The organism is Streptomyces sp. NPDC029159 (genome assembly GCF_055564055.1).
On record NZ_JBVHWT010000010.1, the window covers coordinates 121,163 to 145,026 of the forward strand.

Here is a 23,864-nt window from a genome sequence, read left to right on the forward strand (position 1 = left end):
GGCGGCCCGACCCACCAGGCCCGGGGAACGGTCCGCCGCCGATCGCCCCAAGGGCCGCACCGCGTGCGCCGGCCCGGAGTGCGCCCCCTCCCCGAGGAGTGCGCCCCGCCCGGGCCTCGGATGCGCCGCTATGCTGCGTCTTCGCGAGGCGCGCCGAACCACCGGTGCAACGCGTCGTCCAGCCCGTCCAGCGGTGCAGGGGCCCCGGGGGCCGCGTCCACGGCCCACGCCGTGCAACCGTCGGGGCGTATCAGCAGCCCGGCGGGGGCGGGCCCGGTGGCGCGGGCGGTCAGCACCCGCAGCCGGTCCCGGTAACCGGCGGCGCGGGCGCGCAGCGCGGCGTCGTCCGCCAGGTCGAGCAGCAGACCGCCCCCGGCACACAACCGGTCACCGAGCCGGGTGCCGTCCGAGAACAGCAGGTCGGGGGCGCTGCGGCCGATCAGCGGATGGTCGCCGGGCAGGTCGATACGGTGCAGGACGCCGGAGATCCGCTTGGCGAAGAACGTGGTCGCATCGACGGTCCCGGCCAGTTCCGCGAAGACGGAGCGCAGCGCCCGGGCGTGGGACTCCGGCCGCATCAGCGCCACTTGGGCCCGCGTCCAGTCCAGCACCCAGGCGCCGAGCGGGTGCCGCTCCGCGCTGTACGTGTCCAGCAGGCCCTCCGGGGCCCACCCGCGGACCGTCGCGGCGAGCTTCCAGCCGAGGTTGACCGCGTCGCCGATCCCGAGGTTCAGCCCCTGGCCGCCGAAGGGCGCGTGCACATGGGCGGCGTCCCCCGCCAGCAGCACCCGCCCCCTGCGGTAGTCCGGGACCTGCCGGGCGTTGTCGGTGAAACGGGTCGCCGACAGCACCTTGGTGACCGTGACGTCGACGCCCGAGGTGTGCCGCAGCGACGCCTGCAACTCCTCGGCGGTGACCGGTGCCCCGCGGTCGGCCGGCGGGCCGTCGAACTCCACGGTCAGGATCCGCCCCGGCAACGGCCCGTGCACGTAGATGCCGGTGTCCGTGCCGTTCCACCCGGCCTTCAGCCCCTCGCCGCCGGTCATCTCGACGAGCGCCTGATGGCCGGTGATCTCCGGTGCGGTGCCCGGGAACGGGAAGCCCGCGAGGCGGCGGACCGTGCTGCGCCCGCCGTCGCAGCCGACCAGCCAACCGGCGCGCACCACCCCGCCGGTGGTGCGCACGCTCACATGGTCTTCCGCGGCGTCGAAACCGGTCAGCTCCACCCCGCGGCGCACGGTGACGCCCAGCTCGGCGGCGCGTTCGGCGAGCAGGCGCTCGACGGCCGCCTGCGGGACGAGCCCGACGCCGTCGGCGGGCCCGGCGGCGTGGAAGTCGGGGTCCTCCTCGTCCAGCAGGTCGCCGTGGAGCATGATCCCCGCGAAGTGCCCCGCGAAGCGTGGCGCTGGAGCGACGCCGTCCACGCCCGCCGCCGCCCGCTGCCGCAGGAACGAGGCGAACCGCTCCAGCCCCTCGCGCTGCACCTCCTCCAGGGCGGGCAGCAGGCCGCGCCGGTAGAAGGACTCCGCGGTCGGCGTGTTGATCGCCCCGGACTTGATGGTGGTGTCCACCTCCGTCAGCCGCTCCAGGACCACGACGTCCACCCCCGCCAGCGCCAGTTCGCAGGCCAGCATCAGCCCCACCGGCCCGCCGCCCGCGACGACGACCTCCGCCTCCGTGCCCGGTCCGGTGCCCGCCGTGGTGTCCGTACGCATGCCCCACCCCTGTCCTTGTCGCTGACTCCAGGAAAGGATGTAGTCGCTAAAAAAATATGGCAAGTAAAATATTGCGTATGAGTGCGAACGAAGCGGCGGACCGGGCCGGTGCGGGCGGAGCGGTGGGCGCGGATCCGGAGGAGACGGGGCTCACGCTGCGGGAGCGCAAGAAGCGCCGGACGCGGCAGCGGATCTCCGGCGAGGCGACCCGGCTGTTCGTCGAGCGCGGCTTCGAGCAGGTCACCGTCGCCGAGGTGGCCCGCGCCGCCGATGTCTCCGCGATGACGGTCTTCAACTACTTCCCGCGCAAGGAGGACCTCTTCCTCGACCGTGTCCCGGAGGCCGCCGGGATGCTCGTCCGCGCGGTACGTGACCGGGAGCCGGACGAGACGCCGCTTGCCGCGCTGCGCCGGCTCGCCACCGGACTGGTGGCGTCCGGGCATCCGCTGACGAGGGTGGGGGAGGGGTTCGGGGGCTTCTGGCGGACGTTGCTCGACTCGCCCGCGCTGCGGGCCAGGGGGCGCGAGGTGCTGGAGGAGCTGGAGGGGTTGCTCGCGGCGGAGCTGGGGCGGGCCGCCGGTGCGGCGCCGGGTGATCCGGAGCCCCGGATCGCCGCCGCGCTGATCGCCGCCGGGTGGCGGGCCGCGTATGCGACGGCGGTGCGGCGGCAGCTCGACGGTGACCCCGCGGAGGTGGTCGCCGTTGAGCAGGCGGCGGTGCTGGAGCGGACCTTCGATGCGCTGGAACGGGCCCTGCCGGTGCTCGGCGGGGCGGGGGATCCGCGCTGACCTGCGCCGGTGCGGGTGGGGTGCGGAGTGGCGGTGATCGGGAAGGATCCGGCGCCGCCACACGTTCGAGTGAAGCAGGACAACGACGACCGTAATTCGAATGCGCGTGCTATAGGCTCGTGTGTGGCATCACTCAGACAGTGCCGTGGCGGTCCCCATACCCTGGGAAGGGGTTCCGCTCCGCTCCGCCGCCTCTGCTCATCACCGGGCGGCGGACGCGGTACCGCGGCTCCCCGCCCACTCCAGAAAGGTGCCGACCGGCGTGGCCGACCGTCTCATCGTCCGTGGCGCTCGCGAGCACAATCTCCGTAACGTCTCGCTCGACCTTCCCCGCGACTCCCTCATCGTCTTCACGGGGCTCTCCGGGTCGGGCAAGTCCTCGCTCGCCTTCGACACGATCTTCGCCGAGGGGCAGCGGCGCTACGTCGAGTCGCTCTCCTCCTACGCCCGGCAGTTCCTCGGGCAGATGGACAAGCCCGATGTGGACTTCATCGAGGGCCTGTCCCCCGCGGTCTCCATCGACCAGAAGTCGACGTCCCGCAACCCCCGCTCGACGGTCGGCACCATCACCGAGGTCTACGACTACCTCCGCCTCCTCTTCGCCCGCATCGGCAAGCCGCACTGCCCCGAGTGCGGCCGCCCGATCGCCCGGCAGTCGCCCCAGGCCATCGTCGACAAGGTGCTGGAGCTCCCCGAGGGCAGCCGCTTCCAGGTGCTCTCGCCGCTGGTGCGGGAGCGCAAGGGCGAGTTCGTCGACCTCTTCGCCGACCTCCAGACCAAGGGGTACAGCCGCGCCCGGGTCGACGGCGAGACGATCCAGCTCGCCGAGCCGCCCAAGCTGAAGAAGCAGGAGAAGCACACCATCGAGGTGGTCGTCGACCGCCTGACGGTGAAGGAGTCCGCCAAGCGCCGGCTGACCGACTCCGTCGAGACCGCCCTCGGGCTCTCCGGCGGCATGGTCATCCTCGACTTCGTCGACCTGGACGCCGACGACCCGCAGCGCGAGCGGATGTACTCCGAGCACCTCTACTGCGCCTACGACGACCTCTCCTTCGAGGAGCTGGAGCCGCGCTCCTTCTCCTTCAACTCCCCCTTCGGCGCCTGCCCGGACTGCACCGGCATCGGCACGCGGATGGAGGTCGACCCGGAGCTGATCGTCCCCGACGAGGACCGCTCGCTCGACGAGGGCGCCATCCACCCCTGGTCGCACGGCCACACCAAGGAGTACTTCGGCCGCCTGGTCGGCGCCCTCGCCGACGCCCTCGGTTTCCGTACCGACATCCCGTGGGCCGGGCTGCCGCAGCGCGCCAGGAAGGCCCTGCTCAACGGCCACCGCACGCAGATCGAGGTCCGCTACCGCAACCGCTACGGCCGCGAGCGCGCCTACACCACGCCGTTCGAGGGCGCCGTGCCGTTCGTCAAGCGGCGCCACAGCGAGGCGGAGAGCGACAGCAGCCGCGAGCGCTTCGAGGGCTATATGCGCGAGGTGCCCTGCCCCACGTGTGAGGGCACCCGGCTGAAGCCGATCGTCCTCGCGGTCACCGTGCAGGGCCGGTCGATCGCCGAGGTCGCGGCCATGTCGATCAGCGACTGCGCCGACTTCCTGCGCGACATGACGCTCAACGCCCGCGAGAAGAAGATCGCCGAGCGGGTCCTCAAGGAGGTCAACGAGCGGCTGAAGTTCCTGGTCGACGTCGGTCTGGACTACCTCTCGCTCAACCGCGCCGCGGGCACCCTCTCCGGCGGCGAGGCCCAGCGCATCCGGCTCGCCACCCAGATCGGCTCCGGTCTGGTCGGCGTCCTCTACGTCCTCGACGAACCGTCGATCGGCCTCCACCAGCGCGACAACCACCGGCTGATCGAGACGCTGGTCCGGCTGCGCGACATGGGCAACACCCTGATCGTCGTCGAGCACGACGAGGACACCATCAAGGTCGCCGACTGGGTCGTGGACATCGGCCCCGGCGCCGGTGAGCACGGCGGCAAGGTCGTGCACAGCGGCCCCATGAAGGAGCTGCTGTCCAACAAGGAGTCGATCACCGGCCAGTACCTCTCCGGCCGGCGCTCCATCGCGACGCCGGAGATCCGCCGTCCGGTCGACCCCGTCCGGCAGCTGACGGTGCACGGTGCCAAGGAGAACAACCTCCGCGACATCGACGCCTCCTTCCCGCTGGGCGTGCTGACCGCCGTCACCGGTGTCTCCGGCTCCGGTAAGTCCACGCTGGTCAACGACATCCTCTACACCCACCTGGCGCGCGAGCTGAACGGCGCCAAGACGGTGCCCGGACGGCACACCCGGGTGGACGGCGACGACCTCGTCGACAAGGTGGTCCATGTCGACCAGTCGCCCATCGGCCGTACGCCGCGCTCCAACCCCGCGACGTACACCGGGGTGTTCGACAACATCCGCAAGCTCTTCGCGGAGACGATGGAGGCGAAGGTCCGCGGCTATCTGCCGGGGCGTTTCTCCTTCAACGTCAAGGGCGGCCGCTGCGAGAACTGTTCGGGCGACGGCACGATCAAGATCGAGATGAACTTCCTGCCGGATGTGTACGTGCCGTGCGAGGTCTGCCACGGCGCGCGCTACAACCGCGAGACGCTGGAGGTCCACTACAAGGGCAAGTCCATCGCCGAGGTGCTGGACATGCCCATCGAGGAGGCGCTGACCTTCTTCGAGGCGGTGCCGGCCATCGCCCGTCACCTCAGGACGCTGCACGACGTCGGTCTGGGCTATGTCCGCCTCGGTCAGTCCGCGCCGACCCTCTCCGGCGGTGAGGCGCAGCGCGTCAAGCTGGCCAGCGAACTCCAGAAGCGGTCCACGGGCCGTACGGTCTACGTCCTGGACGAGCCCACCACCGGGCTGCACTTCGACGACATCAGCAAGCTGATCACGGTGCTGTCCGGGCTGGTCGACAAGGGCAACACGGTCATCGTCATCGAGCACAACCTCGACGTGATCAAGACCGCCGACTGGGTCGTCGACATGGGTCCCGAGGGCGGCAACGGCGGCGGCATGATCGTCGCCGAGGGCGCCCCGGAGCAGATCGCCGCGGTCCCGGCCAGCCACACCGGCAAGTTCCTGCGGGAGATCCTCGGCGACCGGGTCAGCGACGCCGTCGACGCCGCCACCTCGGGTGCCCCCGCGGCGGCGAAGCCGGTGAAGAAGGCGGCGGCCGGGAAGACCGCCACCAAGGCGACGGCCACCAAGGCCACCGCCAAGAAGACCGCGGCGAAGACCACGGCCAAGAAGACCGCCGCGAAGAAGACGACCGGCAAGGCCCGCCGGGCCTCCTGACGCCTCGTCGGCAACCGGGCCGCCGCCCTCGTCCGCTCCCCGGAGCGGCAGGGCGGCGGCCCGCTGCGTACCACCGCTCCGGGCCGGACGGGACACCTGCAAGGAAGCGGCGCACGGCCCCCAGGGCCCGCCCGCCTGACGCGCTACCCCTCCAACTCCGCCGCCCACGGCGGCTCGGCGCCCGCGCGGGCGCAGGTGAGGGCGGCCGCACGGGCCGCGAAGGTGAGGATGTCGCGCCAGTCGTCCGCACCGAGCGCGGCCACCGCCGGGCGGGAGAGCGCGTCATGGGCGTCGAGCCGGTGCAGCAGCGCCGCATTGACGGTGTCGCCCGCGCCGATGGTGTCCACCACCGGGATCCGCACACCGGGCACCGACACCTCGGAGCCGTCCCGCGTCCACACCGTCAGCCCGTCGGCGCCGCGGGTCAGCACCACCGCGGCGGGCCCGGCGGCCAGCCACTCCCGCACCGCGGACGCCATGGCCCCGGCGCCGTCCGGGCGCCCCGGCGCGGCGTCCGCGAGCCACCGGGCGTCCTCCTCCGACAGCTTCAGCAGCGTCACATGGGGGAGCCAGGAGCGGAACCGGGCGCGGTAGGCCGCGGGGTCCGGGATCAGACCGGCCCGGATGTTCGGGTCCAGCGCGGTGAACACCCCGCGCCCGGCCTCCCGGCGCAGCAGCGTCTCGTACGCCGTCGCGCCCGGCTCCAGGACCAGCGAGCAGGTGCCGAAGGAGAGCGCGCGCACCGACGGCGGCAGCGCGTCCGGCACCGTGAACAGGCGGTCGGCGGTGCCCCCGGCGTAGAAGCCGTAGCCCGCCGAGCCGTCCGCGCCGATGTCCGCCACGGCCAGCGTCGTCGGCTCGTCGCCCCGCTGCACCAGCCGGGCGTCCACCCCGGCCGCGTACAGACCGCCGAGCAGCGAGACCCCGAACGCGTCCCGGGAGATCCGCGAGCAGAAACCGACCGTGGCGCCGAGCCGCCCCAGCGCGACGGCGGTGTTGTACGGGCCGCCGCCGCGCCGGGGCAGCAGCGCGGGCAGCCCGTCCGCCGCGGCGCCGTCCCGCGGACCGGGGACGAGGTCGATCAGTGCCTCACCGGCGACAACGATCACGGGGCGTTCCTTTCGTCCACGGGGGAGTTCCTTTCCTCGGTGGCCGGAGCGGTCGGCGGCGCCGCGCCCGGCCGGGCACCGGCGCCGCGGGGGAGTCCGGGGCAGCCGCACGAGCTGCGGTGCACCAGCGTGCACGGCAGGCGCAGGGTGCGCGGCGCCCGGTCCGGCTCGGCCAGCCGGTCGAGCAGCAGCCGGACCGCCGCCGCCCCGATCTCCCGGCCGGGCTGGGCGACGGCGGTCAGCCGGGGCGTGAACAGATCGGCCCAGGAGAAGTCGTCGAAGCAGGCCAGCGCCACGTCCTCCGGCACCCGCAGGCCACGGTCGCGCAGGGCGCGCAGGGTGCCGATGGTCATCGCGTTGTTGGCGGTGACCAGGGCGGTCGGCGGGCGGTCGGCGGACAGCACCTGATGGGTGGCGGCCTCGGCGCCCGCCGCCTCGGAGTTGCCGCCGGCCAGCAGCCCGGGGGCGTACGGCAGTCCGCGTGAGCGCAGCGCCGCGCGGTATCCGGCGACGCGTTCGGTGGTGGTGCTCAGCCCCGGCAGCCCGGCGATCAGCCCGATGCGGGTGTGCCCCAGATCGGCGAGATGTTCGACGAGTTGCCGCATGGGCGCCGTGTTGTCCGCGCACACCTGATCGTGTGCGTCGCCGACCAGCCGGTCCAGGAAGACGGTGGGCACGGCCCGGCGGGTCAGATAGCCGACCAGCTCCGACGGCTCGGCCGACGGCGCGACGATCACGCCGTCCACCCGCCGCTCGTGCAACAGCTGGACGACCTTCCGCTCATGGCCGGGATCGTCGTGCGGGTCGGCGAGCAGCAGGCCGTACCCCGCCTCCAGCGCGCCCGCCTCGACGCCCTGGAGGATCTCGGTGAAGTACGGATTGCTGATCGCGGAGACCGCGAGACCGATCGACCGGGTCCGCGCGGTCACCAGCGAACGGGCCAGGGTGTTGGGGGTGTAGCCGAGCACGTCGATGGCGCGGAGGACCGCGGCGCGGGTGGCCTCGCGCACCGGGCGGGTGTCGTTGAGGACGTGCGACACCGTGGCGACGGAGACCCCCGCGTGCCGCGCCACGTCCACCATCGTCGTCATCGGGCTCTTCCTTCCGAACGTGCGGCGCCGCGGCCGGGTGCCGCGGCGTCCTGGTGCGGTCGGCCCCTGCGGGACCAAGGGGCGCGCGTCCGGACTCCGGGCGCCCCGTACGGGGCCGACTCGTACGGGCTCCGGTCCGGAGCCGGGTGCCGCACAACTCCCGGGCGTACAGCGGGGAACCGGGGCGGGCGGTCGCTGGGAACAGGGGCCGTGCGCCCGCCCACCGTAGCCGTCCCCGGCCGTGCGCGTAAACGCTTGCGCAAGCGTTTACGCGCGGGCTACCTTCCGGGGCACCGAACCCTGCACACCGTCGTGAGGAGGCGCCGATGCGCGCTCTTGTGGTCACCGAGCCGGGCACCCCCGACGGCTTCGTCGTCACCGAGGTGCCCGATCCCCGCCCGGGAGCCGGTGAGGTGCTGGTGCGCGTGGCGTCCTGCGGGCTGTGCGGTACGGACATGCACCTGCTCGACGGGGAACTGCCCGCCGCGCGCTACCCGTTGATCCCCGGGCACGAACTGACCGGCGAGATCGTCGCCCTGGGCGAGGGGGTGAGCGCCCCGGCCGTCGGCACCCGGGTCGCGGTGGACCCCAACATGCCGTGCGGCACCTGCCATTACTGCCGGATCGGCCGCGGCAACCTCTGCGCCGACTACCGCGCGGTCGGCGTCACCCGCGACGGCGGCTTCGCCGAACTGGTCACGGCCCCCGCGAGCTGCGCGTACCCCCTGCCGGACGGGCTCTCGGCGGCCGCCGCCGGGCTCGTCGAACCGCTGTCCTGCGCGGTCCACGGCCTCAACCGGCTGCCCCGCCGCCCCGGGGAGCACTACCTGATCTACGGCGCCGGCACGATGGGCCTGATGATGGCCGCGCTCGTCCGGACCGCCGGCGCGGCCTCGGTGTCGGTGGTGGACCTCAACGCGGACCGGCTGGCCTTCGCCGAGTCGTTCGGCGTCGACGCGGCCGTGGCCGACGCGGGCGCCCTGGGACGGGCGCCCGGCTTCGAGGTGGTGATCGACGCCACCGGGGCCGTCGCGGCCATCGAGGACGGCCTCGGCCGGGTGCGGCGCGGCGGCACGTTCCTCCAGTTCGGCGTGGCCGACCCGGCCCGCACCGCCTCGTTCTCGCCGTACCGCGTCTACCACCACGAGATCGACATCCTCGGCTCGATGGCGGTGCACCACAGCTTCGGGCCCGCCATCGACGTGCTCGCCGCCGGGCTGGACCTCGACCCGCTGGTCAGCGACGTCCTGCCGCTCGACGACGCGGCCGAGGCGGTACGCCGCTTCCGCGCGGGCACCTGCCGCAAGATCCAGCTGGCGCCCGGGCCCGTCTGACGTGGCCGGGCGGGGGACGGCGCGGGGCTGCCGGTAAGGTCGGGATTCGGCAGACATCGCCCCCGTGACCCCTCTGGAGCAGCCATGAGCCAGCCACCCGCCCGCCGAACCGTCCTGCGTGGCGCCGCGCTGGTGGGCGCCGCGGGCTTCGGGGTGGCGGCGTGCTCCGGCGGCGCCAGGAAAGACGACGGCATCCCCACCGAGCCGGTCGAGCTGGGGGCCGCCGCCGAGGTCCCGGTGGGCGGCGCGAAGCTCTACCGCGAGGACCGGCTGGTCGTCTCGCAGCCGTCCAAGGGCACGTTCAAATGCTTCGGTGCCACCTGCACCCACGCCGGATGCGTGCTCACCGCGGTGACGAAGGAGGAGGGCGACTGCTCCTGCCACGGCAGCCGCTTCGACGTCACCAACGGCCAGGTGCTCCAGGGACCGGCCACCCGGCCGCTGCCGGAGGTCCCGATCAAGAACGAGGGCGGCAAGCTGATCGCCGGCTGAGACCGGGACACCGGACGCGGCGCCTCCGCCGGTCCCGTCCGGTCACCCCCAGTCCCACACGATCCCCACGATCCCGGGCCGTACGCCCTGCTCCACCAGGTGTACGGCGCGGTGGCGGCCGCTCAGCGTCAGCTCCTGGCGGCCGCCGCGCGGGGCGCCCGCCGACGACTGGGTGAAGCGGCGGCACCGCACCGGGAGCGCCGCCTCGTCGAAGCGCACCTGGAGGATGTACTGCCCGCCGGTGAAGCGGAAGCCGCGGACGTACTCGGCGCTGGGGCCGCCGGTGCCGTCCTCGAAGGCGTAGCCGAAGACGTACGTGTCCCCGGCGCGCAGCCGGGTGTCGAACAGCAGCTCCGCCACCACCACCCCGGCCTCCGCGTCGCCGCGTACCCGGCCCAGCCGGCAGTTCTCCGCCGCCCGGACCGTCACCCGGGAGGGATCGCAGCCCACCTCACCGCGGTGGATGGCCACATAGCGGTCCACGCCGTCCCGGTGCGCCCGGACGACCTGGACCGATTCGCGGGCGCTCAGCTCCCGTCCGGCACCGATACGCACCCGCTCGTGGTGGCCCACGGTGTGCAGCCCGTCGTCGGCGGGCGTCTCCAACTCGGCGAAGAGCTGCTGGAGCGCGTCGGCGGGCTCCATCAGGGTCCGGTACGAGCGCGCCGACGGGCGCTCGCCGTCCGGCCGGGTGCCGCCCTCCGGCACCAGCAGCCGGTGCAGCGACCGATCCGGCAGCTCCAGCACCTCCTCCAGCGCCCGCACCGCCCGGAGCGACTCGGGCCGCTGCGGGCGCCGCGCGCCCTGCTGCCAGTAGCTGAGGCTCGTCACCCCCACCTTGATGCCGCGCTGCGCGAGCTTGTGCTGCACCCGGTTGAGCGCCAGGCCGCGGACGCTCAGGGCGCTGCGCAACGCCAAGTGGAAGGGGCCGGTCTTCAGCAATTGCGCCAGTTCGGCCGCCTCGGGAGTGTTCCGTGCCATCTCTCAACCTCCGGCGCGCGGGTGAACGTTCACTACCGGATCGCACGGCGCGCGCCCTGCCCGTGACCTCACTGCAGTACGCCGGGCACCGGTCGTTCACATCCGGTCCCGTCCGTCCACACCCCCATGTCACCCCGCATTGAAGCGTGTTGACCTGCCTGCGACAACATCGGATGCTCCTTCGCAGCATCCGGATGCGCTCCTCCACACCCCACCGCCCCGTTCGGGAGGAACGCCATGCCCCGTCCCCGCACCGTACGCCGCAGACGGCCGGTGGCCGCCGCACTCGCCGCCGCCGCGCTGTTCGCCCTGCCCGCCGCCTCCGCCGCGGCGGCGCCCCGCACGCCCGCCGCGCCCGCCGTGTCCGCCCCGCGGGCCACCGCGAACAGCCTGGACATCGCCATGCAGGCCCAGGAGAACAGCAACTGGTGCTGGGCCGGATCCGGCAACACCATCGCCGCCTGGTACGGCCGCAACTACAGCCAGAACCAGTTCTGCAACGCCGCCTTCGGGCGCCCCCAGAACACCGACTGCCCCAACGACCAGGCCACCTTGGGCAACGTCCAGAACGCCTTCCGGTGGATGGGCCTCAACCCCGGCTCGTACGTCAGCGGCTACCTCGCCTACGCCACCGTCCGCGGCGAGATCGACGCCCGGCGCCCTGTGGAGACCCGCATCCAGTGGGCGTCCGGCGGCGGCCACATGCACGTCCTCTACGGGTACGACGCCGACCGCGGCTGGGTGCGCTGGGGCGATCCCTGGCCGTCGAACAATCGCTACAACTGGGGTGATTACAGCTACTACGTCAACGGAAACGACTTCTCCTGGACCCACTCCCTCTACCGGACAGGAGCCTGAGGCCATGACACGGCGCACCGCCGCCCGGGCCGCCGCCATCGGCGCCCTCGCCACCTCGCTCATCGGCCTCGCCGCCCAGAGCGCCTCGGCCGCATCCCGCCCCGCGGCCCCCGAGGTGCCGCCCCGTGCGAGCGTCGCCGCCGCCCACCGCGCCGCCGCCGCGCCCGGCACGCTCGCCACCCTCGCCCGCTTCTTCGCCCACGACGGCACCCTGACCCCGGCGCAGGCCGCCCCGCACGTCGACGGCGCCACCGTCCCCGTCTACGGGCTGTCCCCGGACTTCGTCCGCAAGACCCCCGGCGCCCCGGTGGCCCGGCTGGAGGCCCTCGCCACCAGGGCGGTCGCCGCCGACGGGCGCACCGCCTCGGTGTGGACGGTGCGCCGCGGCGGCTCCTGGAAGGTCGTCAACATCGCCACCGGCGACGACGAGACCCGCGCCGCGGCCGCCGGAGCCCGCCTCGCCGCCGGGGGCACCGTCTTCCACGAACCGCAGATCAACGCCTGGTACGTCCAGCAGGGCGACCGCATCCGGCCGCTCGACGCCGAGGCGCGCAAGGCCGTCGGCCCCGGCGGCACCACCGTCGCCGCCTACCGGGAACGCGTCGCGAAGGCGTACGGCGACAAGCTCCCCGGTTCCGCCTACGACCGGCGCGGCGAGGCCGGCGGTTACGGCGGCCCCGCCGCGGAGCGGTCCGCCGTCCCCGGCGCCCGCCCCGTCAACACGGCCGACGGCGGCGTCCCGGTGGCTGCCGCCTCGGCCGTCGCCGGTGCCGCGGCCCTGGTCGCCCTGGGGCTCACCGGCACCACCGCGGTCCGCCGGCTGCGCCGCCGCTGACCGGGCGGCCCGCCGTCCGCCTCCCCGCGGCGGGCGGGCCGTCCCGCCCCGGTGAAGGGGCCGCGGACCGGAACCACCGGGTCCGCGGCCCCCGCTCCCGGGCCCGGCCCCCGCGGGCCGTCCCGCCCCGCCGCGAGCCCGCGGATTGTCGGTGGCGGTCAGTAGGGTGGTGGTCATGGCAGACCCCAGCAGCTACCGACCCAAGCCGGGACAGATCCCCGACTCGCCGGGGGTCTATAAATTCCGCGACGAGCACGGCCGGGTCATCTACGTCGGCAAGGCCAAGAGCCTGCGCCAGCGCCTGGCCAACTACTTCCAGGACCTGGCCGGTCTCCACCCCCGCACCCGCACGATGGTCACCACCGCCGCCTCCGTGGAGTGGACCGTCGTCTCCACCGAGGTCGAGGCGCTCCAGCTCGAATACAGCTGGATCAAGGAATTCGACCCGCGTTTCAACGTCAAGTACCGCGACGACAAGAGCTATCCGTATCTCGCGGTCACCCTGAACGAGGAGTTCCCCCGCGTCCAGGTGATGCGCGGCGCCAAGAAGAAGGGCGTGCGCTACTTCGGCCCCTACGGCCACGCCTGGGCGATCCGCGAGACCGTCGATCTGATGCTCCGCGTCTTCCCCGTCCGCACCTGCTCCGCGGGCGTCTTCAAGCGCTCCGCGCAGATCGGCCGCCCCTGCCTGCTCGGCTACATCGGCAAGTGCTCGGCGCCGTGCGTCGGCCGGATCTCCCCCGAGGAGCACCGCGAACTCGCCGAGGACTTCTGCGACTTCATGGCCGGCCGCACCGGCGCCTACCTCCGCCGCCTGGAGCGCGCCATGCAGGACGCCGCCGAGGAGATGGAGTACGAGCGCGCCGCCCGTCTGCGGGACGACATAGGGGCGCTCAAGCGGGCCATGGAGAAGAGCGCCGTCGTCCTCGCCGATGCCACCGACGCCGACCTCATCGCCGTCGCCGAGGACGAACTGGAGGCCGCCGTCCAGATCTTCCACGTCCGCGGCGGCCGGGTCCGCGGCCAGCGCGGCTGGGTCACCGACAAGGTCGAGGCCGTCACCACCGCCGGTCTCGTCGAACACGCCCTCCAGCAGCTCTACGGCGAGGAGCGCGGTGACGCGGTCCCCAAGGAGGTGCTGGTCCCCGCGCTGCCCGAGCCGGTCGAGCCGGTCCAGCAGTGGCTCTCCGAGCGGCGCGGCTCCCACGTCTCGCTGCGCATCCCGCAGCGCGGCGACAAGAAGGACCTGATGGCCACCGTCGGCCGCAACGCCCAGCAGGCGCTGGCGCTCCACAAGACCAAGCGCGCCTCCGACCTGACCACCCGCTCGCGCGCCCTGGAGGAGATCGCCGGGGCCCTCGGCCTGGACGCGGTGCCGCTGCGCATCGAGTGCTTCGACATCTCCCACCTCCAGGGCGAGGACGTCGTCGCGTCCATGGTGGTCTTCGAGGACGGTCTCGCCCGTAAGAGCGAGTACCGCCGCTTCCAGATCAAGGGCTTCGAGGGCCAGGACGACGTCCGCTCCATGCACGAGGTCATCGGCCGCCGCTTCAAGCGCTACCTCCAGGAGAAGCAGAAGTCGGGGGAGTGGACGGAGGAGCCCGCCCCCGGGGAGGGCGACGGCGAGGCCGGTGCCGCCGAGTGCGCCGAGGCCGCGTCCATGGAGCCGGACCCGATGGCCGGCCGCCCCACGGACGAGGAGGGCCGCCCCAAGCGGTTCGCCTACCCGCCGCAGCTCGTCGTCGTCGACGGCGGCGCCCCGCAGGTCGCCGCCGCCCGCCGCGCCCTGGACGAGCTGGGCATCGACGACGTCGCCGTCTGCGGTCTGGCCAAGCGCCTGGAGGAGGTCTGGCTGCCCGAGGAGGACGACCCGGTCGTCCTGCCGCGCTCCAGCGAGGGCCTCTACCTCCTCCAGCGCGTCCGCGACGAGGCCCACCGCTTCGCCATCCGCTACCAGCGCACCAAGCGCGGCAAACGGCTGAAGTCCTCGCCGCTGGACGCGGTGGCCGGGCTGGGCGAGAGCCGCCGCCAGGCGCTGCTCAAGCACTTCGGCTCGCTCAAGAAGCTCCGGGCGGCCACGGTCGAGGAGCTGTGCGAGGTCCCCGGCGTCGGCCGGAAGACCGCCGAGTCGGTGCTGGCCTCCCTGGCCGGTGCGACACCCGCCGGACCCGCGGTGAACACCGCCACAGGAGAGATCATCGAGGATGACGGGGCCACCCCGGCCGCGTCGTCACCGGAACGGGGGCGGGACGCATGAGCACACCGCACAACACGCACGAAACCGAGACATCCGAGAAAGACGGTGCACAGGTGAGTACGGGCACGATGCGCGAGTCCGACCAGGGAGAGAGCGCCGCCATCCCCGAGCTGGTGATCATCTCCGGCATGTCCGGCGCCGGCCGCTCCACCGCGGCCAAATGTCTGGAGGACCTCGGCTGGTTCGTCGTCGACAACATTCCGCCCGAGCTGATCCCCCCGATGGTCGACCTCGGCGCCCGCTCCCAGGGGAACGTCGCCAAGATCGCCGTCGTCGTCGACGTCCGCGGCCGCCGCTTCTTCGACAACCTCAAGGAATCCCTCGCCACGCTCGACGCCCAGAAGGTCAAGCGCCGCATCGTGTTCCTGGAGTCCTCCGACGAGGCGCTGGTCCGCCGCTTCGAATCGGTACGCCGCCCGCACCCCCTCCAGGGCGACGGCCGCATCGTCGACGGCATCGCCGCCGAGCGCGACCTCCTGCGCGAACTGCGCGGCGACGCCGACCTCGTGATCGACACCTCCAGCCTCAACGTCCACGAGCTGCGCGCCAAGATGGACGCCCAGTTCGCCGGCGAGGAGGTGCCCGAGCTGCGCGCCACGGTCATGTCCTTCGGCTTCAAGTACGGCCTGCCCGTCGACGCCGACATGGTCATCGACTGCCGCTTCATCCCCAACCCGCACTGGGTCCCCGAGCTGCGCCCCTTCACCGGTCTGAGCGAAGAGGTCTCCGACTACGTCTTCGACCAGCCCGGCACCAAGGAGTTCCTGGACGGCTACGCCGACCTGCTCCGCATCGTCGCCGAGGGCTACCGCCGCGAGGGCAAGCGCTACGTCACCATCGCCGTCGGCTGCACGGGCGGCAAGCACCGCTCCGTCGCGATGTCCGAGAAGCTCGCCCGGCGCCTCGTGGGCGAAGGGGTGGAAACCGTCACCGTCCACCGCGACATGGGGCGCGAGTGACCGGCCGCGCCCTGCGGCTGCGCCGGGTCCGCAAGCTGGTCCCCGGCGCCCGCCCGCACAAGGGCACGCCCAAGGTGGTGGCGCTCGGCGGCGGTATGGGGCTCTCCGCGTCGCTGGCCGCGCTGCGCCGGATCACCGGCGATCTGACCGCCGTCGTCACCGTCGCCGACGACGGCGGCTCCAGCGGCCGCCTCCGCGACGAGCTGGGCGTGCTGCCCCCCGGCGACCTGCGCAAGGCGCTCGCCGCGCTGTGCGGGGACGACGACTGGGGCCAGACCTGGGCGCGTGTCATCCAGCACCGCTTCCAGAGCGGCGGCGAGCTGCACGACCACGCCGTCGGCAATCTCCTCATCGTCGCCCTGTGGGAGCAGCTGGGCGATCACGTCCAGGCGCTCGACCTGGTCGGCAAGCTGCTCGGCGCGCACGGCCGGGTGCTGCCGATGTCGGCGGTTCCCCTGGAGCTGCAGGCCCAGGTCCGCGGCCACGACGAGGCGCATCCGGAGGAGATCACGACCGTCCGCGGCCAGGCCACCGTCGCGCTCACCCGCGGCGAGGTGCAGTCCGTCCATGTCGTCCCGGAGGCCCCGCCGGCCGTTCCGGAGGTGGTCGCGGCGGTCCGCGACGCCGACTGGGTGGTGCTCGGTCCGGGCTCGTGGTTCTCCTCCGTGATCCCGCATCTGCTGGTGCCGGAGCTGCGCGAGGCGCTGGAGGAGACCAAGGCGCGCAAGGTCCTCTCACTCAACCTCGCACCGCAACCCGGCGAAACCGATGGCTTCTCCCCGCAGCGTCATTTGGAGGTTTTGGCCCGACACGCCCCTAAACTCGCCTTCGACGTGGTGCTGGCCGATCGGGACGCCGTGCCCGACATCGAGGGTCTGACGACTGCCGCCAAGCAGCTCGTCGGCAGCGAGGTCGAGCTGGCTGCGGTCGCCGCCCGGGGCGACGCCGCCCGCCCGGCGGGCGGCGCCCCCGACAGGCACGACCCCGAGCTGCTGGCCGCCGCGTACGACCGTATTTTTCGGATGCATGGAAGGATCGGCCCATGGCGATGACGGCAGCGGTGAAGGATGAAATCTCCCGGCTCCCCGTCACCCGGACCTGCTGCCGGAAGTCGGAGGTCTCGTCGATCCTGCGGTTCGCGGGCGGTCTGCACCTGGTGAGCGGCCGCATCGTGATCGAGGCGGAGCTGGACACGGGCATCGCGGCCCGGCGGCTCCGCAAGGACATTCTGGAGATCTTCGGCCACTCCTCCGACCTGGTGGTGATGGCCCCCGGCGGACTCCGGCGCGGCAGCAGGTACGTCGTACGGGTGGTGGCGGGCGGTGACCAGCTGGCCCGCCAGACCGGCCTGGTCGACGGCCGCGGCCGCCCGATCCGCGGGCTGCCCCCGCAGGTGGTGTCCGGTGCGACCTGCGACGCCGAGGCGGCCTGGCGCGGCGCCTTCCTCGCCCACGGCTCGCTGACCGAGCCGGGCCGCTCCTCCTCGCTGGAGGTCACCTGCCCCGGCCCCGAGGCGGCGCTCGCCCTGGTCGGCGCGGCCCGGCGGCTGGGCATCGGCGCCAAGGCCCGCGAGGTCCGCGGGGTGGACCGCGTCGTCGTCCGCGACGGTGATGCGATCGGCGCCCTGCTGACCCGGCTCGGCGCCCATGAGTCGGTGCTGGCCTGGGAGGAGCGGCGGATGCGCCGCGAGGTGCGGGCCACCGCCAACCGCCTCGCCAACTTCGACGACGCCAACCTCCGCCGCTCGGCCCGTGCCGCGGTCGCCGCCGGCGCCCGGGTCCAGCGGGCCCTGGAGATCCTCGGCGAGGAGGTCCCCGAGCACCTCGCGGCGGCCGGGCGGCTGCGGATGGAGCACAAGCAGGCGTCCCTGGAGGAGCTGGGTGCGCTCGCCGATCCGCCGCTCACCAAGGACGCGGTGGCCGGCCGGATCCGCCGTCTGCTGGCGATGGCCGACAAGCGCGCGCAGGACCTCGGCATCCCCGGCACCGAGTCGAATCTCACCGAGGAGCTGGCCGACGGGATGGTCGGCTGACCTCGTCACAAAACCCGCATAGCCCTGCTCCGTCGCAGGTCAGAGGCGGTACGCCCCCGGTATTCGAGAGGATGCCGGGGGCGTTTTGCCTCCGCTCGTGAGTGCGGGGTGGCGGCCGATGTCAATGTCACGTATGTCTCGCATTGGGGGTAGGGTCGAAGTCGGTCGGGGACATCCCATACAGCTCGCCGGTATCGCTGCCGGCGCACCAACGAGGAGATCGGTTTCGTGACGATCCGCGTAGGCATCAACGGATTCGGCCGCATTGGTCGCAACTACTTCCGCGCGCTCCTGGAGCAGGGTGCGGACATCGAGATCGTCGGTGTCAACGACCTGACCGACAACGCCACCCTGGTCCACCTGCTGAAGTACGACACCATCCTGGGCCGTCTGAAGCAGGACGTCAGCCACACCGACGACACGATCACGGTCGGCAACCAGACGTTCAAGACCATGGCGGAGCGCGACCCCGCCAACCTCCCGTGGGCCGAGCTGGGCGCCGACATCGTCGTCGAGTCCACCGGCATCTTCACCAAGCGCGCCGACGCCGCCAAGCACCTCGCCGCCGGCGCCAAGAAGGTCCTGATCTCCGCGCCCGCCAAGGACGAGGACATCACCGTCGTCATGGGCGTCAACCAGGACCAGTACGACCCGGCGAAGCACGACGTCATCTCGAACGCCTCCTGCACCACCAACTGCGTGGCGCCGATGGCCAAGGTTCTCCTGGAGAACTTCGGCATCGTCAAGGGCATGATGACGACGGTCCACGCCTACACCAACGACCAGCGCATCCTGGACTTCCCGCACAAGGACCTGCGCCGCGCCCGCGCCGCCGCGGAGAACATCATCCCCACCACCACCGGTGCCGCGAAGGCCACCGCGCTGGTGATCCCGGAGCTGGCCGGCAAGCTGGACGGCATCGCCATGCGCGTGCCGGTCCCCACCGGCTCCGTCACCGACCTCGTCATCGAGCTGGAGCGCGAGGTCACCAAGGACGAGGTCAACGGCGCCTTCCAGAAGGCGGCCGAGGGCCAGCTCAAGGGCATCCTGGAGTACACCGAGGACGCCATCGTCTCCTCGGACATCGTCAACTGGCCGGCGTCCTGCACCTTCGACTCCTCCCTGACCATGGTCCAGGGCAAGAGCGTCAAGGTCATCGGCTGGTACGACAACGAGTGGGGCTACTCCAACCGCCTGGTGGACCTGACCACCTTCGTCGGCGGCAAGCTCTGATCTCCACCGGCTGAGCCGGCGGGCGCCCCGTACCAGGGGCGCCCACGCACCGAGATGTACGGTCGGGGCTCGTACGACGCGACGACGCGTCGTACGAGCCCCGAGCCATGGCTGATCTGATGCAACGGAGTCATTCCTCAATGAAGACGATCGACGAACTCATCGCCGACGGGGTCGGGGGCAAGCGGGTGTTCGTCCGCGCCGACCTGAACGTGCCGCTCGACGGCGCGACCATCACCGACGACGGCCGTATCCGCGCCGTCCAGCCGACGATCGCCAAGCTCGCCCAGAACGGCGCCAAGGTCATCGTCGCCTCCCACCTGGGCCGTCCCAAGGGCGCCCCGGACCCGGCCTTCTCGCTCGCCCCCGCCGCCGCCCGCCTCAGCGAGCTGCTGGGCCGCGACGTCTCCTTCGCCGCCGACACGGTCGGCGACGCCGCCCGCGCCACCGTCGCCGCGCTGGGCGACGGCGAGGTCGCCGTGCTGGAGAACCTCCGCTTCAACCCCGGCGAGACCAGCAAGGACGACGCCGAGCGCGGCGCCTTCGCCGGCCAGCTGGCGCAGCTGGCCGACCTCTACGTCGGCGACGGCTTCGGCGCCGTGCACCGCAAGCACGCCTCCGTCTACGACCTCCCCGCGCGCCTCCCGCACGCCGCGGGTGACCTGATCGCCACCGAGGTCGCCGTCCTCAAGCGCCTCACCGAGGACGTCGCGCGCCCCTACGCCGTGGTGCTCGGCGGCGCGAAGGTCTCCGACAAGCTCGGCGTCATCGACCACCTGCTGGAGCGCGCCGACCGCATCCTCATCGGCGGCGGCATGGCGTACACCTTCCTCGCCGCCCAGGGCCACGAGGTCGGCATCTCGCTGCTGCAGAAGGACCAGATCCCGGCCGTCCAGGGATACCTGGAACGGGCCGCGGCCAAGGGCGTGGAGTTCGTGCTCCCCGTCGACGTACTGGTCTCCGCGGACTTCCCGGACCTGAAGACCAAGGCCCCGGCCAACCCGGACACGGTTGCCGCCGACGCCATCCCCGCGGACAAGGAGGGCCTGGACATCGGCCCCGAGACCCGCAAGCTGTACGCCTCGAAGCTCGCCGACGCGGCCACCATCTTCTGGAACGGCCCGATGGGCGTCTTCGAACACCCCGATTACGCGGGCGGCACCCGGGCCGTCGCGCAGGGGCTGCTGGACTCGTCCGCCTTCACGGTCGTCGGCGGTGGCGACAGCGCCGCCGCGGTCCGTCAGCTCGGCTTCGACGAGAATGCTTTTGGCCACATTTCGACCGGCGGCGGCGCCAGCCTCGAATACCTCGAAGGCAAGACGCTCCCCGGCCTCGCCGCTCTGGAGGACTGAACCACCGTGACTGCTCGTACCCCGCTGATGGCGGGCAACTGGAAGATGAACCTCAACCACCTCGAGGCCATCGCCCACGTCCAGAAGCTCGCCTTCGCGCTCACCGACAAGGACTACGACGCCGTCGAGGTCGCGGTCCTGCCGCCCTTCACCGACCTGCGCTCGGTCCAGACCCTGGTCGACGGCGACAAGCTGAAGATCAAGTATGGCGCCCAGGACGTCTCCGCCCAGGACTCCGGCGCCTACACCGGTGAGATCTCCGGCGCCATGCTCACCAAGCTCAAGTGCACGTACGTGGCGATCGGCCACAGCGAGCGCCGCCAGTACCACGGTGAGAACGAGGAGATCTGCAACGCCAAGGTCAAGGCCGCGTACAAGCACGGCCTCACCCCGATCCTCTGCGTCGGTGAGGGCCTGGACGTCCGCAAGGCCGGAAACCAGGTCGCGCACACCCTCGCCCAGCTCGACGGCGCCCTCAAGGACGTCCCGGCCGAGCAGGCCGAGTCCATCGTGATCGCCTACGAGCCCGTCTGGGCCATCGGCACCGGCGAGGTCGCCACGCCCGAGGACGCGCAGGAGGTCTGCGGGGCGATCCGCGGCCGCCTCGCCGAGCTGTACAGCCAGGAGCTGGCGGACAAGGTCCGTATCCAGTACGGCGGCTCCGTCAAGTCCGGCAACGTCGCCGCGATCATGGCGCAGCCCGACGTCGACGGTGCGCTGGTCGGCGGTGCGGCGCTGGACGCGGAGGAGTTCGTGAAGATCGTCCGCTTCCGCGACCAGTAGCAGCTATGACGACGGGCCCGGCCCGTCGTACCCTGTCGGGGCCGGTCCGGCGCTCAGCGCGCGGCCCGGCCCCGCACGATGTCGCCCGTCGTGGTGGTGCCGCGGCCCGTACCGGCGCCCTCGACACCGTCCGTCAGTCCTAGAGAGTTGGTCCAGTCGTGGTCATGGGGTTCTCGATTGCCCTCATCATCTTCAGCCTGCTGCTGATGATGCTGGTGCTCATGCACAAGGGGAAGGGCGGCGGCCTCTCCGACATGTTCGGTGGCGGTATGCAGTCCTCCGTCGGCGGCTCCTCCGTCGCCGAGCGGAACCTCGACCGCATCACCATCGTCGTGGGTCTCCTCTGGTTCGCCTGCATCGTCGCGCTCGGTGTCCTGATGAAGCTCGGCAGCTGACATACCGTCGGGGACGCGGCCTATCATGGGGCGGCGTCCTGCAGCGGGCGGTAACTCCCGTCACGGGGCGCGCGTTGGGCCTTTCAAAGACCGGAGCGCCCGCAGCGCAGCTGCCGCGCGATGCTGTGCAGCACCATTAGGCAGGGAGTTACGACCGTGGCAAGTGGCAACGCGATCCGAGGAAGCCGGGTCGGGGCGGGGCCGATGGGGGAGGCCGAGCGCGGCGAGTCCGCACCGCGTACCCGGATCTCCTTCTGGTGCGCCAACGGGCACGAGACGCAGCCCAGCTTCGCCGGCGACGCACAGATTCCTGACACATGGGACTGCCAGCGCTGTGGTTTCCCGGCGGGCAAGGACCGCGACAGCCCGCCCGACCCGCCGCGCACCGAGCCGTACAAGACCCACCTCGCGTATGTGCGCGAGCGCCGCAGCGACGCCGACGGCGAGGCGATTCTCGCCGAGGCGCTCGCCAAGCTCCGCGGCGAGATCTGACGCCGCACCGACGGTGCGAACGGCCCGGCCCGGAGAGGGAACATCCCCTCCGGGCCGGGCCGTTGACGTGTGAGGCACCGCACGGCGCGGCGCCCGGCGCCATACCGCCGCCCGTGTGCCGAGAGCGGACAGACCCCTCATATCGCGCGCCGATCAACTAAATTGGGGGGCGGCGGGGCCGGTACGAGACGAAGAAGGCTGATGTCCGAGATGAACGCAGAAGGCCGCAGCAGGCTCGATCAGATGCCTGAGTGGACGGCGCTGGGCGCACACCGCGCACGGCTGGGCGATCCCCAGCTGCGCGATCTGTTCGCCCAGGAGCCGGAGCGCGCCGGGCGCTACACCCTTCGGGTGGGCGACCTGCACATCGACTACTCCAAGCACCTGATCACCGACGAGACGCTGCTGCTCCTGCGCGAGCTGGCCGCGGCGACGGGCGTGGCCGAGCTGCGGGACGCGATGGTCCGCGGCGAGAAGATCAACGTCACCGAGGGCCGTTCGGTGCTGCACACCGCGCTGCGCGCCCCCGGCTCCGCGGTGATCGAGGCCGACGGGCAGAACGTCGTCCCCGGCGTCCACGCCATCCTCACCAAGATGGCGACCTTCGCCGACCGGGTCCGCTCCGGCGACTGGACGGGCCACACCGGCCGCCGCATCAAGACGGTCGTCAACATCGGCATCGGCGGCTCCGACCTGGGCCCCGCGATGGCGTACGAGGCGCTGCGCGCCTACACCCGCCGGGACATGCAGTTCCGCTTCGTCTCCAATGTCGACGGCGCGGATCTGCACGAGGCGCTGCGCGATCTGGACCCGGCCGAGACGCTGTTCGTCATCGCCTCGAAGACCTTCACCACCATCGAGACGATCACCAACGCCACCTCGGCGCGCGCCTGGCTGCTCGACGGCCTGGGCGCGGGTGACGACGCCGTCGCCAAGCACTTCGTGGCGGTGTCCACCAACGCCGGGAAGGTCGCCGAGTTCGGCATCGACACGGACAACATGTTCGAGTTCTGGGACTGGGTCGGCGGCCGCTACTCCTACGACTCGGCGATCGGCCTGTCGCTGATGATCGCCATCGGCCCGGAGCACTTCCGGGAGATGCTGGCCGGCTTCCACCTCGTCGACGAGCATTTCCGCACCGCCCCCGCCGAGGAGAACGCTCCGCTCCTCCTCGGCCTGCTCGGCATCTGGTACGGCAACTTCTTCGACGCCCAGTCGCACGCCGTCCTGCCGTACAGCCACTATCTGTCGAAGTTCACCGCCTATCTCCAGCAGCTCGACATGGAGTCGAACGGCAAGTCGGTGGACCGCGAGGGCCGTCCGGTGCGCTGGCAGACCGGCCCGGTCGTCTGGGGCACGCCCGGCACCAACGGCCAGCACGCCTACTACCAGCTGCTCCACCAGGGCACCAAGATGATCCCGGCGGACCTCATCGGCTTCGCCCGGCCGGTCGAGGACCTGGCGCCCCGGCTCGTCGCCCAGCACGACCTGCTGATGGCCAACCTCTTCGCCCAGGGCCAGGCGCTGGCCTTCGGCAAGACGCCGGACGAGGTGCGCGCCGAGGGCGTCGCCGAGGAGCTGGTGCCGCACCGCACGTTCCGTGGCAACCACCCCACCACCACGATCCTCGCCACCGAGCTGTCCCCGTCCGTGCTGGGCCAGTTGATCGCCCTCTACGAACACAAGGTGTTCGTCCAGGGCGCGGTGTGGAACATCGACTCCTTCGACCAGTGGGGCGTGGAGCTGGGCAAGGTCCTCGCCCGGCGGGTCGAACCGGCGCTCACCGACGGCGCCGAGGTGCCGGGCCTGGACGCCTCGACGGCCGGCCTGGTCGCCACCTACCGCGAGCTGCGCGGCCGTTGA

At 72.3% G+C, this 23,864-nt stretch carries 20 protein-coding genes; 16 read left to right on the forward strand and 4 right to left on the reverse strand.

What is annotated here, in order from left to right; genetic code table 11:
* Positions 1-128 precede the first annotated feature (128 nt).
* Positions 129-1,715: an FAD-dependent oxidoreductase gene (locus ACZ4U4_RS20495; protein ID WP_467876134.1), complete on the reverse strand. Its 1,587-nt coding sequence runs from the start codon at positions 1,713-1,715 to the stop codon at positions 129-131.
* A 77-nt stretch (positions 1,716-1,792) separates the two neighbouring features.
* Between ACZ4U4_RS20495 and ACZ4U4_RS20500 the strand changes: the two genes are divergently transcribed.
* Both ACZ4U4_RS20500 and uvrA read left to right on the forward strand, forming a co-directional pair.
* Positions 1,793-2,503 (forward strand): TetR/AcrR family transcriptional regulator, encoded by a 711-nt coding sequence (locus tag ACZ4U4_RS20500; RefSeq protein ID WP_467876136.1) that lies wholly within the window; start codon positions 1,793-1,795, stop codon positions 2,501-2,503.
* A 262-nt stretch (positions 2,504-2,765) separates the two neighbouring features.
* The gene (uvrA, locus tag ACZ4U4_RS20505; protein ID WP_467876139.1) at positions 2,766-5,798 is read left to right on the forward strand and encodes an excinuclease ABC subunit UvrA; all 3,033 of its coding nucleotides are present in this window, start codon (positions 2,766-2,768) and stop codon (positions 5,796-5,798) included.
* A gap of 143 nt (positions 5,799-5,941) precedes the next feature.
* Here uvrA and ACZ4U4_RS20510 read toward each other — a convergent pair whose 3' ends face one another.
* Together ACZ4U4_RS20510 and ACZ4U4_RS20515 are read right to left on the reverse strand one after the other, a co-directional pair.
* Entirely contained in the window at positions 5,942-6,907 is a 966-nt protein-coding gene (locus ACZ4U4_RS20510; protein WP_467876141.1) for a carbohydrate kinase family protein, read from the reverse strand.
* The gene (locus ACZ4U4_RS20515; RefSeq protein ID WP_467876144.1) at positions 6,904-7,998 is read right to left on the reverse strand and encodes a LacI family DNA-binding transcriptional regulator; all 1,095 of its coding nucleotides are present in this window, start codon (positions 7,996-7,998) and stop codon (positions 6,904-6,906) included. The genes ACZ4U4_RS20510 and ACZ4U4_RS20515 overlap by 4 nt, the downstream gene beginning before the upstream one ends.
* A 326-nt stretch (positions 7,999-8,324) precedes the next feature.
* Between ACZ4U4_RS20515 and ACZ4U4_RS20520 the strand changes: the two genes are divergently transcribed.
* Entirely contained in the window at positions 8,325-9,332 is a 1,008-nt protein-coding gene (locus ACZ4U4_RS20520; protein WP_467876147.1) for a zinc-dependent alcohol dehydrogenase family protein, read from the forward strand.
* Between the two features lie 84 nt (positions 9,333-9,416).
* Complete coding sequence (locus ACZ4U4_RS20525; protein WP_467876150.1) at positions 9,417-9,824, forward strand: Rieske (2Fe-2S) protein; 408 nt, start codon at positions 9,417-9,419, stop codon at positions 9,822-9,824.
* A 42-nt stretch (positions 9,825-9,866) separates the two neighbouring features.
* Here the strand turns inward: ACZ4U4_RS20525 and ACZ4U4_RS20530 are convergent, their stop codons facing one another.
* Complete coding sequence (locus tag ACZ4U4_RS20530; protein ID WP_467876153.1) at positions 9,867-10,805, reverse strand: hypothetical protein; 939 nt, start codon at positions 10,803-10,805, stop codon at positions 9,867-9,869.
* A 237-nt stretch (positions 10,806-11,042) separates the two neighbouring features.
* Here ACZ4U4_RS20530 and ACZ4U4_RS20535 point away from each other — a divergent pair, with 237 nt between their 5' ends.
* The 12 genes from ACZ4U4_RS20535 to pgi all read left to right on the forward strand — a co-directional run bounded on the left by ACZ4U4_RS20535 (position 11,043) and on the right by pgi (position 23,864).
* Positions 11,043-11,663 (forward strand): papain-like cysteine protease family protein, encoded by a 621-nt coding sequence (locus tag ACZ4U4_RS20535; protein ID WP_467876155.1) that lies wholly within the window; start codon positions 11,043-11,045, stop codon positions 11,661-11,663.
* Positions 11,664-11,667: 4 nt separating this feature from the next.
* On the forward strand, positions 11,668-12,498 hold the full coding sequence (locus ACZ4U4_RS20540) for a hypothetical protein (protein WP_467876157.1): 831 nt from the start codon (positions 11,668-11,670) through the stop codon (positions 12,496-12,498).
* Between the two features lie 175 nt (positions 12,499-12,673).
* On the forward strand, positions 12,674-14,755 hold the full coding sequence (gene uvrC / locus ACZ4U4_RS20545) for an excinuclease ABC subunit UvrC (protein WP_467876159.1): 2,082 nt from the start codon (positions 12,674-12,676) through the stop codon (positions 14,753-14,755).
* A complete protein-coding gene (gene rapZ, locus ACZ4U4_RS20550; protein WP_467876161.1) occupies positions 14,752-15,714 on the forward strand; it encodes an RNase adapter RapZ in 963 nt (320 codons plus the stop codon). The genes uvrC and rapZ overlap by 4 nt, the downstream gene beginning before the upstream one ends.
* Entirely contained in the window at positions 15,711-16,766 is a 1,056-nt protein-coding gene (locus ACZ4U4_RS20555; protein WP_467876163.1) for a gluconeogenesis factor YvcK family protein, read from the forward strand. Before rapZ ends, ACZ4U4_RS20555 begins: the two co-directional genes overlap by 4 nt.
* Positions 16,757-17,746 carry a DNA-binding protein WhiA gene (whiA, locus tag ACZ4U4_RS20560; protein ID WP_030282946.1) on the forward strand — a complete coding sequence of 330 codons (990 nt, stop codon included), beginning with the start codon at positions 16,757-16,759 and terminating at the stop codon, positions 17,744-17,746. Before ACZ4U4_RS20555 ends, whiA begins: the two co-directional genes overlap by 10 nt.
* A 228-nt stretch (positions 17,747-17,974) precedes the next feature.
* Positions 17,975-18,979 carry a type I glyceraldehyde-3-phosphate dehydrogenase gene (gene gap, locus ACZ4U4_RS20565; protein WP_467876166.1) on the forward strand — a complete coding sequence of 335 codons (1,005 nt, stop codon included), beginning with the start codon at positions 17,975-17,977 and terminating at the stop codon, positions 18,977-18,979.
* Between the two features lie 140 nt (positions 18,980-19,119).
* A complete protein-coding gene (locus ACZ4U4_RS20570; protein WP_467876168.1) occupies positions 19,120-20,331 on the forward strand; it encodes a phosphoglycerate kinase in 1,212 nt (403 codons plus the stop codon).
* A 6-nt stretch (positions 20,332-20,337) separates the two neighbouring features.
* Positions 20,338-21,114 carry a triose-phosphate isomerase gene (tpiA, locus tag ACZ4U4_RS20575; RefSeq protein ID WP_467876171.1) on the forward strand — a complete coding sequence of 259 codons (777 nt, stop codon included), beginning with the start codon at positions 20,338-20,340 and terminating at the stop codon, positions 21,112-21,114.
* Positions 21,115-21,278: 164 nt separating this feature from the next.
* On the forward strand, positions 21,279-21,509 hold the full coding sequence (gene secG / locus ACZ4U4_RS20580) for a preprotein translocase subunit SecG (RefSeq protein WP_391646406.1): 231 nt from the start codon (positions 21,279-21,281) through the stop codon (positions 21,507-21,509).
* Between the two features lie 156 nt (positions 21,510-21,665).
* Positions 21,666-22,001, forward strand: coding sequence for an RNA polymerase-binding protein RbpA (locus ACZ4U4_RS20585; protein WP_467876174.1), 336 nt, complete (start codon positions 21,666-21,668; stop codon positions 21,999-22,001).
* Positions 22,002-22,211: 210 nt separating this feature from the next.
* Entirely contained in the window at positions 22,212-23,864 is a 1,653-nt protein-coding gene (gene pgi, locus ACZ4U4_RS20590) for a glucose-6-phosphate isomerase (protein ID WP_467876460.1), read from the forward strand.